The sequence below is a fragment of the Herbaspirillum rubrisubalbicans genome, assembly GCF_003719195.1.
GTDB classification, from domain to species: Bacteria; Pseudomonadota; Gammaproteobacteria; order Burkholderiales; family Burkholderiaceae_D; genus Herbaspirillum; species Herbaspirillum rubrisubalbicans.
The window spans coordinates 3,050,178-3,064,522 of record NZ_CP024996.1 but is presented as its reverse complement, the minus strand read 5'-3'; the positions used below and the strand labels follow the sequence as shown (position 1 = coordinate 3,064,522).

The 14,345-nt window shown below is 62.8% G+C and carries 14 protein-coding genes; 12 read left to right on the top strand and 2 right to left on the bottom strand.

Going from position 1 to position 14,345, the window contains the following annotated elements; translation table 11 throughout:
* Nucleotides 1-205: 205 nt before the first annotated feature.
* Entirely contained in the window at nt 206-379 is a 174-nt protein-coding gene (locus RC54_RS25280; protein ID WP_156481310.1) for a hypothetical protein, read from the top strand.
* Nucleotides 380-554: 175 nt separating this feature from the next.
* Here RC54_RS25280 and RC54_RS13725 read toward each other — a convergent pair whose 3' ends face one another.
* Entirely contained in the window at nt 555-1,352 is a 798-nt protein-coding gene (locus tag RC54_RS13725; RefSeq protein ID WP_058895703.1) for a transporter substrate-binding domain-containing protein, read from the bottom strand.
* Nucleotides 1,353-1,604: 252 nt separating this feature from the next.
* Here RC54_RS13725 and RC54_RS13715 point away from each other — a divergent pair, with 252 nt between their 5' ends.
* The 3 genes from RC54_RS13715 to RC54_RS13705 all read left to right on the top strand — a co-directional run bounded on the left by RC54_RS13715 (nt 1,605) and on the right by RC54_RS13705 (nt 4,136).
* Nucleotides 1,605-2,558 (top strand): HDOD domain-containing protein, encoded by a 954-nt coding sequence (locus RC54_RS13715; RefSeq protein ID WP_061789849.1) that lies wholly within the window; start codon nt 1,605-1,607, stop codon nt 2,556-2,558.
* A gap of 515 nt (nt 2,559-3,073) precedes the next feature.
* Nucleotides 3,074-3,814 (top strand): transporter, encoded by a 741-nt coding sequence (locus RC54_RS13710; protein ID WP_061789848.1) that lies wholly within the window; start codon nt 3,074-3,076, stop codon nt 3,812-3,814.
* A gap of 115 nt (nt 3,815-3,929) precedes the next feature.
* Nucleotides 3,930-4,136 carry a hypothetical protein gene (locus tag RC54_RS13705; RefSeq protein ID WP_017453574.1) on the top strand — a complete coding sequence of 69 codons (207 nt, stop codon included), beginning with the start codon at nt 3,930-3,932 and terminating at the stop codon, nt 4,134-4,136.
* An 84-nt stretch (nt 4,137-4,220) separates the two neighbouring features.
* On the opposite strand, the gene RC54_RS13700 is transcribed toward RC54_RS13705, so the two are convergent.
* The gene (locus RC54_RS13700; RefSeq protein ID WP_061789847.1) at nt 4,221-4,988 is read right to left on the bottom strand and encodes an SDR family NAD(P)-dependent oxidoreductase; all 768 of its coding nucleotides are present in this window, start codon (nt 4,986-4,988) and stop codon (nt 4,221-4,223) included.
* Nucleotides 4,989-5,175: 187 nt separating this feature from the next.
* On the opposite strand from RC54_RS13700, the gene RC54_RS13695 reads away from it, so the two are divergent.
* The 8 genes from RC54_RS13695 to RC54_RS13660 all read left to right on the top strand — a co-directional run bounded on the left by RC54_RS13695 (nt 5,176) and on the right by RC54_RS13660 (nt 14,342).
* The gene (locus RC54_RS13695; RefSeq protein ID WP_061789846.1) at nt 5,176-6,642 is read left to right on the top strand and encodes an aldehyde dehydrogenase family protein; all 1,467 of its coding nucleotides are present in this window, start codon (nt 5,176-5,178) and stop codon (nt 6,640-6,642) included.
* 2 nt (nt 6,643-6,644) lie between these two features.
* Nucleotides 6,645-8,174, top strand: coding sequence for a xylulokinase (gene xylB, locus RC54_RS13690; protein ID WP_061789845.1), 1,530 nt, complete (start codon nt 6,645-6,647; stop codon nt 8,172-8,174).
* Nucleotides 8,171-8,887 (top strand): HAD-IA family hydrolase, encoded by a 717-nt coding sequence (locus tag RC54_RS13685; RefSeq protein WP_061789844.1) that lies wholly within the window; start codon nt 8,171-8,173, stop codon nt 8,885-8,887. The genes xylB and RC54_RS13685 overlap by 4 nt, the downstream gene beginning before the upstream one ends.
* Nucleotides 8,884-9,723, top strand: a complete 840-nt coding sequence (locus RC54_RS13680) for a MurR/RpiR family transcriptional regulator (RefSeq protein WP_058895697.1) — start codon at nt 8,884-8,886, stop codon at nt 9,721-9,723. The genes RC54_RS13685 and RC54_RS13680 overlap by 4 nt, the downstream gene beginning before the upstream one ends.
* Before the next feature lie 55 nt (nt 9,724-9,778).
* On the top strand, nt 9,779-10,492 hold the full coding sequence (gene rpiA, locus RC54_RS13675; protein WP_017453568.1) for a ribose-5-phosphate isomerase RpiA: 714 nt from the start codon (nt 9,779-9,781) through the stop codon (nt 10,490-10,492).
* A 166-nt stretch (nt 10,493-10,658) separates the two neighbouring features.
* Nucleotides 10,659-11,738, top strand: a complete 1,080-nt coding sequence (locus RC54_RS13670) for a sugar ABC transporter substrate-binding protein (RefSeq protein ID WP_058895696.1) — start codon at nt 10,659-10,661, stop codon at nt 11,736-11,738.
* 35 nt (nt 11,739-11,773) lie between these two features.
* A complete protein-coding gene (locus RC54_RS13665; protein ID WP_058895695.1) occupies nt 11,774-13,297 on the top strand; it encodes a sugar ABC transporter ATP-binding protein in 1,524 nt (507 codons plus the stop codon).
* 34 nt (nt 13,298-13,331) lie between these two features.
* Nucleotides 13,332-14,342, top strand: a complete 1,011-nt coding sequence (locus RC54_RS13660) for an ABC transporter permease (protein WP_082803144.1) — start codon at nt 13,332-13,334, stop codon at nt 14,340-14,342.
* Nucleotides 14,343-14,345 lie beyond the last annotated feature (3 nt).

Here is a 14,345-nt window from a genome sequence, read left to right as displayed (position 1 = left end):
GCTTGCATCAAGTGTTCCCCTACGCGTTCCCTGTCATTGACTGCTGCATGGCAGCGGCGCCCGTATCAGAGGCCGCTCATTTTTGTGCCGTGCATTGTGCCAAGCCGGATTCCTTTCCTCCATCGAATTTTTTCGGTAATTCCCTACTTCAAACGATGCTGTATTGCTTGGTCATCCATGATTTGTTCTAGCCTTGCAGATTCTTGTGCAGAAACTCCACAATCTGATTTTCCAACTGTCGATGTATCGCGACACGGTCCACCTCCGGCGCGTCTTTGCAAAGCAAGGTTTCCTGTTCGGCGAACGAAACAGGGCAGGGGTCAAGGAAAACGAAATGCCGTCCGGGCAGGACAACTTCCTGTGGACGGCCGGCAAATAAGTCGCGTCCGATGGTCGATAAAGCAATATCGGCATCGTGACTGCGGTGAGGGCTGCACTGTCGAAAGGAATGGCCAGCGGATCCATCAAGACCATGGCCCTGAGCGAATAGTCGATCGAAATTCATATACAGCAGCACGCAGATGACGTTCGATTTCGCCCTCCTTGCTACTGCATCACTGGACAGTTGCCGCCATCTTGGCCGGCAACGGCACATTGAGCCATTTCTGCACGATGGCATTGAGTTCGCCGCTCTTCTTGGCTTCTGTCAGGGCGTCGTTCACCTTTGCCAGCAAGGCGGTCTCGCCCTTGTTCAGGCCGACGTTGCAGGCCGACTCCTGGATGATGTACTTCAATACAGGTTTGTTGTTGGGGGCTTTCTCGGCCAGGGCATAGGCCACGAAGTCACCGGTGCCCACCAGTTGCACCTGGCCCGAGACATAGGCCGAGATCATGGCGTTGTTGTCTTCGTAGCGCTTGATGGTGGCGCTCTTGGGGGCGGTGTCGGTCAACTGCAGGTCCTGGAAGGTGCCGCGCGCCACGCCCACGGTCTTGCCGGCCAGGTCGGCCGGGCCGCTGACCTTGATACTGGCCACGCCGAAGACGCTGTTGTTGTAGGGGGCGTAGGGCTGGGAGAAATCGATCACTTTTTCGCGCTCGGCATTCTTGCCCAGGGTGGAGATGACCAGGTCGGTCTTGTGGGTCTGCAGGTAGGCGATGCGGTTGGCGCTGGCCACCGGGACCAGTTGCGCCTTCACTCCCATTTTCTGGGCGATCAGCTTGGCTACGTCGATGTCCAGGCCCTGCAATTGCAACTCGGTATTGACCGAGCCGAAGGGAGCGAAGTCTTGCGGCACGCCAATGCGTACCACGCCGGCTTTCTGGATGTCGGCCAGGGCATCGGCGTGGGCTGCGCCGGCAGCGAGGCTGGACAGGGTGAGGGTGAACGCCAGCAGGCTTTGTTTGGGTGTCATCGACGAATCTCCTTAGGGTGGTCTGATCCTTGCGCGGGCCGATGATACGCCTTATTGCGCCATCCATCAGCAAGGTAGAGGCAACACGCCATCCTCGCTGGCCAGGTAGATGCGCTGACCCGGTTGCGGCGTGATGCGATAGCCGCGAGGCCTTGTTCATGTGGCGACGCACAATCATGATTAATTCGGTATGCTTGTCGCCAATGAAAATTGGCCTATCGCCAAGTAAATAAATTAAAAAGACCACTCCTCATGTCCTGCTACGTTGACCACCAGACTTTCCATGAATTGCAAGACTCCGAAGTCTTGCCTGCACCTTCCGGTGTGCGCCTGAAGATCATGCAGATGTGCCAGCAGGAAGACATTGCCCTGTCGGATCTGGTGGCGCAGGTGCAGGGCGACCCGATCCTGGCCGGTCGCCTGATCCAGATCGCCAACATCCCCAATATCAACAAGGGCCGCATGGTGGCCGCGGTCAACATCGATCTGCTGCTGATGGTGGGGCTGCACGCGGTGCGTCAGATGGCACTGGCCATTTCGCTGACCGAATCGGCGCGCCGCGGTGATTGCCAGGAATTCGACTACCAGCGTTTCTGGAGCCGTTCCACTGCCATGGCCTGTGCCGGCCAGGCCCTGGGCGAGCTGCTGCAGGTGGCGCCGCCGGCCGAGATGTTTACGGTCGCCCTGTTGGCCGATATCGGCCGGCTCGGCCTGGCCTCAGCCCGGCCCCGCCGCTACGGCGAGCTGCTGCGCAGTGGCGCGCAGGGGACGGCGCTGCGCGCGCAGGGGACGGCGCTGCGCGCGCAGGAGAAGGAAGTCTTCGGCTTCCATCATCTGGAGCTGGCCGCAGCCATGATGCAGGACTGGCTGTTTCCCCGGCTCTTCTGCGAAGCGGTGCTGCATCATGGCGCGCCCGAACAGAGCGGCCTGGATGAAGCGGATCGCCAGCAGCGCCTGATCCGCGTACTGGAGCTGGCCGCTTGTGTGGCCGATCTTTGCGTGGCCAGCGATGCCGAGCGGACCTCCTTGCTGCCGCGCCTGTTGCGGCTGGGTGGGCCGGTCGAGCTGCCTATTTCCACGCTGGCTTCCGTCTGCAGCCACATCAGCCAGGACTGGAGCCAGTGGGGTGCCTTGCTCAAGGTGCCGGCCAGGGTGCTGCCCGATCTCGGCACGGAACTGGTTGCGGCACTGAAACAGCCCGGCTGAGCCGATGACAAGAAACTTCAGTTTTAGTCAGGAAAAATCGAAGTTTTTCGTTGCAGAGTTGTCAGCCACCGGTGGTACTATCCCCCTCGCTCTGGAATTGAACCGCCTCTGTTGACTGTCAGGAGCGATGTGCTCATGCCGCCTGGTCGTGACCCCTCCCGTCATCACAGACCTGGCGTGGCCTCGCTTCCAGCTGCACGCAAGGTTCGATGAACCCAGCCTCGGATGTTCCTTCCGTAAAAGCCACGGCATTTACCGCAGCCACCCAGGAGAACATATTCATCAAATAGGCCTTGCCTGCGCCCTTACTGTCGGCAATGCATGGGTCTGGCCTTTGTTAATGTGTTCCGACTTGGCAGCGGTGCGATTTCCCTTCGGTTCGCTCCGACCACATCTTTGTCTTCTCCGCTTGCGGTGTGCATGGTCACGCCCTGAGCAAGTGTGGGCCTGTCATCAGGGGGAGGGGTGGATCAATGTCGTACCCACACTGTTTGCAAAAAAATAAGGGGTCTCTCATGAAAAAGAAAATTCTCTGTCTTTCCTGGCTGATGCTGGCAGCCACCCAATCCGCCTTCGCGGCTCACCCGTTGGTCACCGATGACGCCGGAGTACAAGGCAGTGGTGGCATCCAGCTCGAAATGAATACCGACTGGAGCAAGCAGAGCGGCAATGCCGGCCATGTCGGTGCGTTCAGCTTCACCTACGGGGTGACCGACAAGCTGGACCTGTTCTTCAACCTGCCGCAGACCTTCCAGTCCCCCACCGGCACGGGCGTGGGCGATGTCTCGGTGGGCGCCAAATGGCGCTATTACGAAGCCGATGGTCTGTCGCTGGCCCTCAAGCCCGAGTTCTTCATACCCAGTGGCGACGAAACCAAGGGCCTGGGCACGGGTGAAAACAGCGCCGGCCTGACCGGCATCGTTTCCTATGAAACCGGCCCTTGGACCCTGCATGGCAACCTCGGCCTGCGTCACAACAGCTACAAGCTCGCCAGCGACCAGCAGTCGCAGCACAGCACCCTGTGGCGCGCTTCGGCCGCCGTCTGGTATGGGCTCAATGAACAATGGCGCCTGGTGGCCGATACTGGCGTGGCGCAGAACCCCAATGTGGGCAGCAAGACGCTGCCATCCTATGCCCTGTTGGGGGTGATCTGGTCGCCCAACAAGACCGTGGATCTGGATGCCGGCGCCAAATTCGGGCTGAACAAGGCGGAAGTCACGCGCCAGTTCGGGGTGGGTGTGACCTTGCACTTCTGATCAGGGAGTGAAGAAGTTTTCACTCCTGTGCGCTGCAACATGCAATGCGCTGGAAAGCCCCGTCAAATCTGCTATCGTTGACCCTGGCGCAAGGCCACGACTAAGGAGACGATATATGGATCTGGTGGAAAAATTCGATGCCAAGGGCAAGACCGGCGCACCTTACCACGTCGAGGTGTACCAGACGCAGCAGGACGAAGCCGATGAAGCGGCGCAGGCCTTCAGCCGCACCTACAAATTGGCGGATGGCCGGGCGCTGGATCCCCTGACCAACGAGAAATTCAGGATCGTCCAGACCGGAGAGAAGATCTACCGCGTCTGACACCTGCCGCAAGCCAGCAGCAAGCCGATCAAGCCGGCACCGCAAGGTGACCGGCTTTTTTGTGTCCGCCTGCTTTGCCCACGCCTAGATACAGGTGTAGCCGCCATCGGCATTGATCACCGCACCCGTGATGAGGCTGGCGGCGTCCGAGGCCAGGAAGGCCACCACGGCGGCGATTTCTTCCGGCCGTCCCATGCGCTGTTGTGGGGTCAGGTCCAGCCAGCGGGAGATCAAGGCCTGTTCCTTTTCCAGCTCTTGCAACAGAGGCGTGGCGGTATAGGTCGGTGCCACCGCATTGACGCGCACCCCGCGCGTGGCCCATTCCACCGCCAGCGAGCGCGTGAGGTGATGCACGGCGGCCTTGGAGGCGTTGTAGTGGCATTGCGGCTGCGGCACGTTGACGATCATCCCCGACATCGATCCGATATTGACGATGGCACCCCGGCCACGCGCCAGCATTGCGCGTGCGAAAGCGCGGCAGGTCTTGAAGACGCCGCCCAGGTTGACCGATAGCACGCGCTCCCATTCTTCATCGCTCATTTCTTCAGCCGGCGTATTGCTGACCACGCCGGCATTGCATACCAGCACGTCGAGCGCCGGCAGGCGTGCGGCCAGGTTGTTCAGGGCGCTACTGTCGGTCACGTCCAGCGCGAAGGCCTGGGCGCTCGGGCCCAGACGGCTGGCCGTGGCACGGGCGCGTTCGCCATCCAGGTCGGTGCAGATGACGGTGGCGCCTTGCCTGGCCAGAGCGTCGGCGCAGGCCGCACCTATGCCTTGGCCGGCGCCAGTGACCAGGGCCAGGCGAGCGCTTAGGCTGCTCAGGTCGTGAGCGTGCGGGGAAGTGGTTGGCATGATGTCTCCTTCAGAAAATGATTGATGAAAATATAGTAATGCTACATATACAGTAGAAATTCTGGAATTTTTACTTCGTCACATTTCTCTTTTGCGCCTAAATATCCATAAAATTCGACAATTACGGTTTGCGCGCTTTTCTTTTATCTAGTTATACTATATTCACCGTCGCTCAAGGAGATGCGTGATGCAGGAAGTATTGAATCGCCTGTCGGGCCAGCTATTTGCAGCCGGCCAGTTCATCGAAGGGCAGGGCGCGCGCCTGCAGGTGCGTAACCCGGCACGCAACGCAGTCATCGGCCAGATTGCCGTGGCCACGCCGGATGAGATCGCCGCCGCGGTGGCTGCCGCCGTCGCCGCCTGGCGTGCCTGGGCCGGCGCGCCAGCCCGGGTCCGCGCCGAGGCCCTGCATACCCTGGGTCGCCTGGTCCTGGCCGACGCCCCTGCCATGGCCGAGGTTATGACCCTGGAACAGGGCAAGCCCTGCAATGAAGCCCTGGGCGAAATCAAGAAACTGGCCGAAGCCTGCCACTTCTATGCCGAAGAAGCCGTGCGCGTGCATGGCGAAGTCGTTCCCAACGACCAGCCCGGCTACCAGAGTCTGGTGCTGCGCGAAGCCATCGGCGTGGTGGCGGCCATCACGCCCTGGAATTACCCGGCCGAACTGGTGGGCTGGAAGCTGTGCGCTGCGGTCGCAGCTGGTTGTGCGGTCATCATCAAGCCCTCCGAATTCACCCCCTTCACGGCGCTCTACATTGCGCAAAAGGTGCAGCAGGCCGGCATCCCGCCGGGCATCGTGACGGTGCTCACGGGCGATGGCGCCACCGTTGGGCAGGCGCTGGTGGCACATCCCGATATCGCCAAGATCGCCTTTACCGGTTCGTCCCAGACCGGCTTGCGCATCCAGCAATCCTGCCCGAGCATCAAGCGGCTGTCGCTGGAGCTGGGGGGTAATTGTCCGTTGCTGGTGACGCGTCATGCCGACCTGGATCAGGCGGTACAGGGCGCGGTGCGGCGGTCCTTCCGCAACATGGGGCAGATCTGCATTGCCATCAACCGTATCTATGTCGAGCGCGTCGTCTATGCCGACTTCCTGGCGCGCTTTGCAGTCGCCGCACGAGCTCTGGTGATCGGGGATGGCCTGTCCCATCCGGCCGCCGACCTGGGTTCGATGGCACAGGCCGCACCCTTGCAGAAGACGTTGGCCCATCTGGAAGATGCCCTGGCGCAGGGCGCGCGACTGATTACTGGCGGCGCTGCACCGGCAGGTGAAGAATTCGTCAATGGCCTGTTCTTCCAGCCCACGATCGTGGCCGATTGCACCCCGCAGATGCGGGTGATGCGTGAAGAAACCTTCGGGCCACTGGTCGGTGTGGCGCCTTTCGACAGTCTCGCTGAAGCGCTCGCCCTGGCCAATGACAGCCCTTACGGCCTGGCCGCCTACGTCTACACCCAAGACCTGCAGGAAATCCATCGCTGCGCTGCTGCGCTCGATGTGGGCAACGTGGCTATCAATCATGTCGACGCCGGCATCATGAATGCTCCCTACGGTGGCCGCAAGCAGAGCGGTATCGGGGTGGAGCACGCGCGCGAAGGCTTGCTGGAATATTTCCAGTTCAAGCACGTACGCCTGCGTCATGGCGTGGGAGCCTGATCATGCGCGCTTGTCTGCTGGGCATAGACCTGGGCACCTCGGCCTGCAAGGCCCTGCTGTTATCCACCGAAGGTCGCATCCTGGCCTCTGCCAGTGCCGGCTACCCGGTCTCGCAGCCGCACCAGCGCTGGGTCGAGCAAGAGCCGCAGGCATGGATCGCGGCGGCCCGCCTGGCCGTGGCGCAGGCCATGCAGTCGGCAGGGGCGGTCCAATTGCTGGGTATCGGCCTGTCGGGCCAGATGCATGGGCTCACCGCCCTGGATGCGCAGTACCGCCCCTTGCGGCCGGCCATCCTCTGGAACGACCAGCGCAACGAGATGGAAGCCGCCGAGATCACGCAAGCCGCGGGTGGCTTGTCGGCCCTGCTGGCGCAGACCGGCAATCGCATGTTGGTCGGCTATACCGGTGGCAAGCTGCTGTGGATGCAGAAGCATGAACCACACTTGTATGCGCGGCTGCGGGTGGTGCTCAATCCCAAGGATTACCTGCGTTACGTGCTCACCGGCGAGATCGCCACCGAAGTCTCGGACGCTTCGGGCACGGGACTGTTCGACGTGCGCCAGCGACGCTGGGCTGACGACCTGATTCGCGCCGCCGGACTGGATCCGGCGCATTGGCCCACCTGTCATGAATCTCAGGTGGTCAGCGGCAAGGTCCATGCACAGGCCGCCAGCTGGTTCGGCATTGCGCCGGGCATTCCGGTCATCGGTGGCGGCGGCGACAGCGTGATCCAGTCGCTGGGCGCTGGCGTGGTGGCGCCGGGCGGATGGCAGACCACCATCGGGACCGCCGGCATCCTGGCCGCGGCGCTGGAGCGCCCCTTGTCCTCACCGGACGGACGCATCCAGGTCTTCTGCAATGTCGCGCCGGATCGTTGGCACGCCATGGGCGTGTCGCTCAATGCCGGTGGCGCGCTGGCCTGGTGGCGCAGCGCCATGCAGAGCCCAGACTCCGAGGAAGCCCCCAGCTTCGAGGCCATCGTGCAAGCCGCTGCACAGAGTCTGCCGGGTGCGCGCGGCCTGCTGTTCCTGCCTTATCTCAATGGCGAACGCTGCCCCCATCCCGACCCGGCTGCCCGCGCTGCCTTCATCGGCCTGACGGCGCGTCACGGCTTTGCCGACCTGGCGCGCAGCGTGCTGGAGGGCGTGGTGCATTCGCTGTGCGACATGCACGCGCTGATGAGCGCAATGGGTGTGGCGCCCGGCTGGGTCAGTACGTCCGGGGGCGGCGCCCGTTCGGCCCAGTGGCGCCAGATCCAGGCCGATATGCTGGAGTGCGAAGTGGTGACCCGCGAGGGGGCGGCCGAAGGCGCGGCGCTGGGAGCGGCCTTGCTGGCTGGGGTGGGGTTGCAGATATGGCCCGATGTCGAGCACGCGGCCAAGCTGTTGCCCGAGCTCACGCGCCAGCGCCCCGATCCCGCCCGAGCTGCCCACTATCGCCAGGCGCACGCCATTTATCAAACGCTGTATCCCTTGTTGAGCCCTAGCTTCCAGCGCCTGGGGGATCTGGCGGCACAAGGAGAGGCGCAATGAAACAGGATCTCGCGCGCCGCTACCAGGCCTTCATCTTTGACCTCGACGGCACCCTCATCGACAGCGCCCCCGATATCGCTGCCGCCGTCAACGCCTACCTGCAAGAACAAGGTCATGCCGCGCTGGAGGTGGCCTATGTCGAACGCTTCATCGGCAATGGCCCGCGCCGCCTGATCGAAGACATCCTGATCGACCAGGAGATCGCCTTCGATGGCGCCGGGCTGGAGGCGGCCGTGGCCGCCTACATCGGGCACTACCAGCGCCATCCGGCCAGCCATACGCGCTTCTTCCCCTATGTCAAGGAAGACCTGGTCAGCCTGCACGCCGCCGGCATCCGGCTGGGCATCTGCACCAACAAGCCCCATGCACTGACGCGCCAGATCCTCGATCTGCTGCAGCTCTCACCGCTGGTGGAGGTGGCGCTGGGGGCTGATGCGGTGCCGGCCTGCAAGCCCGATCCTGGCCATCTGCGTGCCGTGGCCGCCCACATGGCACTGGCGCCGGGGAGCTGGGCCTATATCGGCGACACCACGGTGGACCAGGCCACGGCCGCCGCCGCTGATGCTCCGTTCTTCGTCGTGCCCTGGGGGGGCGGCAGCCAGGTGCAGGTCGCGAAAACCCAGCGCCTGCATCGCCTGCGGGACTTGCTGTCTTATAGAATCGCGCCTTTGGCCGCACGGCCATCGACCACTACGCTAAAGGACAGCCCATGAGTAACAGCCTGCTGCAGCAGATCGTGCGCGAGCAAGAGGAGATGAAGCCCGCCGAATTGCGCATTGCCCATTTCGTCAGCCAGGCGCCCGGTGAGGTGATCCATATGAGCATGGCCTCGCTGGCCGAACGCTGCGCCGTGAGCGATCCGACCATCGTGCGTTTCTGCCGCCGCTTCGGTTTCAACGGCTACCAGGAGTTCAAGCTGAACCTGGCGCAAAGCCTGGTGCCCGCAGCGCCCTTCGTCTACGAGCAGATCACCCGCGACGACGATATCGACACGATCGTGCGCAAGACCTGCCGCAATTCGCTCTCGGCCATCCAGCGCGCGCTGGACGACCTGGTACCGCAACAGATCGAACAAGCCGCCGCATTGCTGCATTCGGCCACCTGGATCGGCATCTATGCCAGCGGTATTTCGGAAATCACGGCGCTGGATGCCGAACACAAGTTCCAGCGCCTGGGCCTGCGCTGCGCCGCCGTGATGGAAGAGAAAAAGCAATGGATGCATGCCGAGAAATCGCGCCCCAACGAAGTGGCGCTGATCTTTTCGCAATCGGGTCATACCAAGCGCATGGTGGAGCTGGCCATGGCCGCCCGCGCCGGTGGGGCAAGGGTGGTTGCAGTGACGGCCGCCGACAGCCCGCTGGCGCAGGTCACCGATGCCCTCATCGCCGTACTGCCCTATGACCAGACCGAATTCATGACCCCGCTGGCCTCGCGACTGAATCATCACCTGGTGGTCAACATGCTGGTCACCGCCATTGCGGTGGCGAGCAACAGCGAATTCCCCGACCAGTTGCCGGCCCTGGATTCCTGGATGACCGACAAGATCTAGCCGGCCAGGTTGCTGCAACTGGCCGGTCAACAACGCTTTTTTTGAAGGAGACAATATGCAGTTGAATCAGAACGAAGCAAAGAAACTGGCCGGCCGCCACGCCATCCTGGAATTCGTGCGCGACGACATGCGCCTGGGCCTGGGCTCGGGTACCACTTCGCACTTCTTCGTGCGCGAACTGGCCAAGCACATCGCCGATGGTCTCAACGTCACCTGTACTGCCACCTCGCGCTCCACCATCGATGTCGCCCGCGAAGTCGGCATCCCCATCATGGACCCCAATGAAATCGGCCAGATCGACCTGACCATCGATGGTCCCGATGAAATCGACCGCGAGTTCCGCATGATCAAGGGCGGCGGCGCCTGCCTGCTGTGGGAAAAGATCATCGCCCACGCCTCCACCCGCATGATCACCATCTGCGATGAAAGCAAGCTCGTCGAACACCTGGGCGCCTTCCCGCTGCCGGTGGAAGTGGTGCAGTTCGCCTGGAAGCAGACCGAACGCCGGGTCGCCGGCCTGCTGCGCGAGTTCGGCATCGACGCCCGCATCGTACGCCGCAGCCGCGATGAGCGCCCCGTGGTGACCGACAGCGGACACTTCATCCTGGATTGCCATTGCCAGGTCATCGACGGCGCCGAATTGCTGGAGACCGAACTGAACCGCATCCCCGGCGTGGTCGAGAACGGACTCTTCACCCGCGAGGCGGCGGGCATGGTGGTGGGCTGCTTCGATGGCACGTCGTATGTTTCCTTGCGTGCTGCAAGCTAGTAAAACTCCGTGCGACTGGCAAGGACGGTTTCTGGCGGTATATGAAGAAAGTTTCCGGGGTGCTTTTCCCCGAGGATGCCTGCGATATACAGGGTGAAGGATTCTTTCGAGATCCTGTGCATGGCCGGCTTGATAGCAAAACTATATACATCATTTGGAGGCAGACATGACATCGCATCACGCCAACACCCGTCGCCAGATCGTCCTGGGCGGTATCGCCCTGGGTGCCCTGGCCACCACCCGCTGGGCCGGGGCACAGCAGAAGCTGTTGATTCCGTTCAGCAACAAGAGCCTGGACTATTACTTCTTCGTGATCGAAGAAGCGGCGGTCAAGCGCGCCGTCGAGGCCAACCAGGGCAGCTTCCAGGCCACCAATGCCAGCTTCGACAACACCCGCCAGCTGGAGCAATGGCAGTCGCTGATGCTCTCGCGCCCGGCCGCCCTGGTCTCGGACCCCATCGACAGCCAGGCCATCGTCAGTGGCCTGCGCCGCTACAACCAGCAAAAGATCCCGGTGGCCATCATCGATACCCCGGCCGAAAGCGGCAACGTGGCCATCACCGTCAGCTTCGACAATTACCTGGGCGGCGTGATGGCGGCCAAGGAAATCATCAACCGTCTGGTCAAGAAGCATGGCAGCCCCAAGGGCAAGGTGCTCAACTGCTATGGCGCCCTGGCCAGCGTGGCCTGGCGCCAGCGCAAGGAAGGCATGGATGCCGAGTTCGCCAAATACCCCGGCATCACCTATATCGCCCGTCCCACCGAGGGCAAGCTGGACCAGATGCTGGCGGTGACCCTGGCCACGCTGTCCGAGCATCCCGATCTGGATGCGGTACACGCGCCCAGCGACTCGCCGGCCCGTGGCATCGCCACCGCCTTGCAGCAGAAGAACCGCTGGAAGAAAGTGGATGAGAAGGACCACGTGATCTTCGTCACCATCGATGGCGAGCCGGTGGCCTTGCGCTGGATCCAGGATGGCTACATGGATGCCTGCGTATCGCAGGACCCGATTGCCTATGGCGAGGTGGCCGTGGAGATGCTGGTGAAGTATTCGATTGGCGGCAAGGAAGTGCCCATCGGCCCCTATGAAAACAAGAAGTACTTCTGGGAGAAAGGCCAGATCGTCAAGGGCAAGACCGGTCCCACGCTGATCATCCCGCCCTTCGTGATCGACCGCAGCAATGCCGCCGACCAGCGCCACTGGGGTTATGTGGCCGAGAAGGTGTGGGGCATCGCCTATACCTGATCGCGGGCCCAGCACAGCGCATCCAAGGAGACGCCATGACGACTGAAGCATCTTCCGCCCGCCAGGATGGCCTGGCACTGCGGGTGGAAAACCTGAGCAAGCGCTATGGCGCTTTCCATGCCCTGCGCGGCATCACGCTGGGTATCCGGCGCGGCACCATCCACGGCCTGTTGGGCGAGAACGGCGCCGGCAAGAGCACGCTGGTGGGCCTCATCTCGGGCCAGCGTGTGCCCAGCGAAGGACGCATCTTTCTCGATGGCGAGGAAATCCAGGGCGCCGACGTCAAGCGCATGGAAGCTGCTGGCGTGTTTCTGGTGCCGCAGGAACCGATGATCATCGAGCATATGTCGGTGATGGAAAACCTGATGCTGGGGCTCTGGCCGGCCAAGCGCGGCTTCGTCGCCTGGCGCCGGATGCGCGAGAACGCCGCGCGCATGTTGGCCGGCACCGGGATCGACGCCGAGCGCCTGGCCGGCACCCTGGACGCGGTGGCGCGGCGCAAGCTCAATATCCTGCGCGCCATGTTCTCGGGCGGCAGCATCATCATTCTGGATGAACCGACCGCGGCGCTGACGGTGCCGGATCGCCTGCAATTGTTCGCCTTCATGCGCCAGCTACGCGCCTCGGGCGTGACCTTTATCTTCATCTCGCACTTCAACGATGAAATCCTGGACATCTGCGACGCCGTCAGCGTGCTGCGTGACGGTGAGCTGGTCGCCACCTGTGAAGAAGTGTGCAGTCTCAGTTCTTCCCAGCTCTCGGAGTTCGTGCTGGGGCGCGAGTTGGACCTGTTCCAGCGCGATCGCAGGCCGGCTCACGCGCTGGTCAGCGCTGAGGTCATCAGCCTGTTCGGCGTCAGTGGCCTCAATGATGACAAGCTCTGCGTGGATCGCCTGGAGCTCCAGCCCGGTGAAATCATCGGCTTTACCGGCTTGCCAGGGGAGGGCGCCAAGGAATTGGCGCGCGGCTTGTTCGGACTGCTACCCTTGCGCAGCGGACAGATCAGCTTCCCGCGCGAGCCGGCTTGCAGCCTGCCGCAGAGGCCGGATCAAGCCTTGGCCATGGGCATCGCCTATCTCTCCGACGACCGCCGCCGGGATGGGGTGGTCGGCCATCTCTCCATCCGCGAGAACATCGCGCTGTCGTCGTTGCCACGGCGGCTGCGCGCCGGCCTGGTGGATGAAGGGGAAGAACGGCAGGTCTGCACCTCCTACTTCAGGCGCATGGGCATCAAGGCCGATAGTGCCGAGGATGCCGTCAACACCTTGAGCGGCGGCAACCAGCAAAAGGTCTGCCTGGGGCGTGTGCTGGCCACCCTGCCGCGTCTGCTGATCCTGGACGAGCCCACGCGCGGCATCGATGTCGGTGTCAAGCAGGATGTCTTGCGCATCCTCGACCAGTTGAGCCAGGCCGGGGTGAGCGTGATCATCGTCTCCACCGACGTCGACGAACTTGCCCGCGCCGCCGACCGCATCTGCATCTTCCAGCGCGGACGCATCGCCCATGTGGTCAGTGGCGATGACATCAGCACCGACCGCCTGCGTCAACTGGCGCAATGACACCCATACAAAAATGAAACAAGGAGACTCCCGCATGACAACCGCAACCGAGGTCGGCACCACGCCTGGTCCCGACCTGCCCGTGAAGGGGCAAGGCAAGCCGCGCCAGGTCCTGGGCTGGATCTTGCGCAACGTGGTCTGGATCTGGCTGGTGGCGCTGGTGCTGGGCTTTGGCCTGTTCAGCCAGTTCTTCCTCAGTGTGATGAACCTGCAGAACATCCTGGTGCAAGCCACCGTGCTGGGCCTGTTGGCACTGGCCGTGGCGCTGCCCTTGCTGGTGGGCGAGATCGACCTGTCGCTGCCGGCCAACCTGGGCTTTTCCTCGGCCATCGGCGCCTGGCTGTATGCCACTTGGGGTGGTCCCTGGTGGCTGACCATGCTGGTCGGCGTGGCCGTGGCGACCCTGATCGGCTGGTTCAATGGCCTGTGCATCACGCGCTTGCGCATGGTGTCGCTGATCCAGACGCTGGCCATGATGATCGTGCTGCAAGGGGCTTTGCTGGCCCTCACGCAAGGCAAGACCATCACCAACCTCGACGATGGCTACATCTGGATCGGCTCGGCCACCCTGGGCGGCTGGCCGCTGATGCCGGTGATCTTCGTCATCGCCTTGCTGGCCATGTCGGTGCTGCTGCGGCGTACCGTGCTGGGGCGCTCCATCTATGCGGTAGGCGGCAATGCGCTGGCCTCGCACGCGGCGGGTATTCGCGTGCATCGCATCAAGATCATCTGCTATGCGCTGGCCGGGGCCATTGCCGGGGTTGCCGGCTACCTGCTGGCTTCCTGGCAGATCGCTATCACCCCCAACCAGGGCGCCAGCTACCTGCTCTATGCGATCGCTGCGCCCATCATCGGTGGCGTGAGCGTGTTCGGCGGGCGCGGCAGCGTGTTGGGCATCCTGGGCGGCGTGCTGTTGCTCACCGTGATCCAGGTTGGGCTGGCCATCACCAATGTGCCTTCGTTCTACGTGGGCATGATCGGTGGCGTGATGATCTTCATCGCGGTGGCCATCGATGCCATCCGCGTGCGCTTCTTCGTGCAGTGAGTG

What these genes read in the sequence shown, in the direction of transcription:
- RC54_RS13660 (WP_082803144.1), top strand. Translation starts at nt 13,332, where the DNA reads ATGACAACCGCAACCGAGGTCGGCACCACGCCTGGTCCCGACCTGCCC.
- RC54_RS13665 (WP_058895695.1), top strand. Translation starts at nt 11,774, where the DNA reads ATGACGACTGAAGCATCTTCCGCCCGCCAGGATGGCCTGGCACTGCGG.
- RC54_RS13700 (WP_061789847.1), bottom strand. Translation starts at nt 4,988, where the DNA reads ATGCCAACCACTTCCCCGCACGCTCACGACCTGAGCAGCCTAAGCGCT.
- RC54_RS13705 (WP_017453574.1), top strand. Translation starts at nt 3,930, where the DNA reads ATGGATCTGGTGGAAAAATTCGATGCCAAGGGCAAGACCGGCGCACCT.
- RC54_RS13670 (WP_058895696.1), top strand. Translation starts at nt 10,659, where the DNA reads ATGACATCGCATCACGCCAACACCCGTCGCCAGATCGTCCTGGGCGGT.
- RC54_RS13715 (WP_061789849.1), top strand. Translation starts at nt 1,605, where the DNA reads ATGTCCTGCTACGTTGACCACCAGACTTTCCATGAATTGCAAGACTCC.
- RC54_RS13725 (WP_058895703.1), bottom strand. Translation starts at nt 1,352, where the DNA reads ATGACACCCAAACAAAGCCTGCTGGCGTTCACCCTCACCCTGTCCAGC.
- RC54_RS13710 (WP_061789848.1), top strand. Translation starts at nt 3,074, where the DNA reads ATGAAAAAGAAAATTCTCTGTCTTTCCTGGCTGATGCTGGCAGCCACC.
- RC54_RS13695 (WP_061789846.1), top strand. Translation starts at nt 5,176, where the DNA reads ATGCAGGAAGTATTGAATCGCCTGTCGGGCCAGCTATTTGCAGCCGGC.
- xylB (WP_061789845.1), top strand. Translation starts at nt 6,645, where the DNA reads ATGCGCGCTTGTCTGCTGGGCATAGACCTGGGCACCTCGGCCTGCAAG.
- RC54_RS13680 (WP_058895697.1), top strand. Translation starts at nt 8,884, where the DNA reads ATGAGTAACAGCCTGCTGCAGCAGATCGTGCGCGAGCAAGAGGAGATG.
- RC54_RS13685 (WP_061789844.1), top strand. Translation starts at nt 8,171, where the DNA reads ATGAAACAGGATCTCGCGCGCCGCTACCAGGCCTTCATCTTTGACCTC.
- rpiA (WP_017453568.1), top strand. Translation starts at nt 9,779, where the DNA reads ATGCAGTTGAATCAGAACGAAGCAAAGAAACTGGCCGGCCGCCACGCC.